1 protein-coding gene is annotated in these 221 nt (G+C 51.1%); it reads left to right on the top strand.

The features are described 5' to 3' along the window. Positions 1-192 (top strand): hypothetical protein (locus HMPREF3168_RS10420; RefSeq protein WP_210384539.1); only part of this gene is annotated, 192 nt, incomplete at its 5' end. Positions 193-221 lie beyond the last annotated feature (29 nt).

Raw genomic sequence — 221 nt, 5'->3', positions numbered from 1 at the left:
ATCCACGCATCCCATGCGGGATGCGACATGGCGTTAGTGCTGCAGATTTTGTCGGTGCTAACATTTCAATCCACGCATCCCATGCGGGATACGACCAAACTGACCACCACCTTGACTATGTCACAGATCATTTCAATCCACGCATCCCATGCGGGATGCGACTTCTCTTCAGTCTTGGTAGTTTCCCCGTGATTATTTCAATCCACGCATCCCATGCGGGA

The sequence above is a fragment of the Lactobacillus sp. HMSC08B12 genome (genome assembly GCF_001808415.1).
Taxonomy (GTDB): domain Bacteria; phylum Bacillota; class Bacilli; order Lactobacillales; family Lactobacillaceae; genus Lactobacillus; species Lactobacillus delbrueckii.
This window is presented reverse-complemented; position numbering and strand designations above follow the sequence as displayed.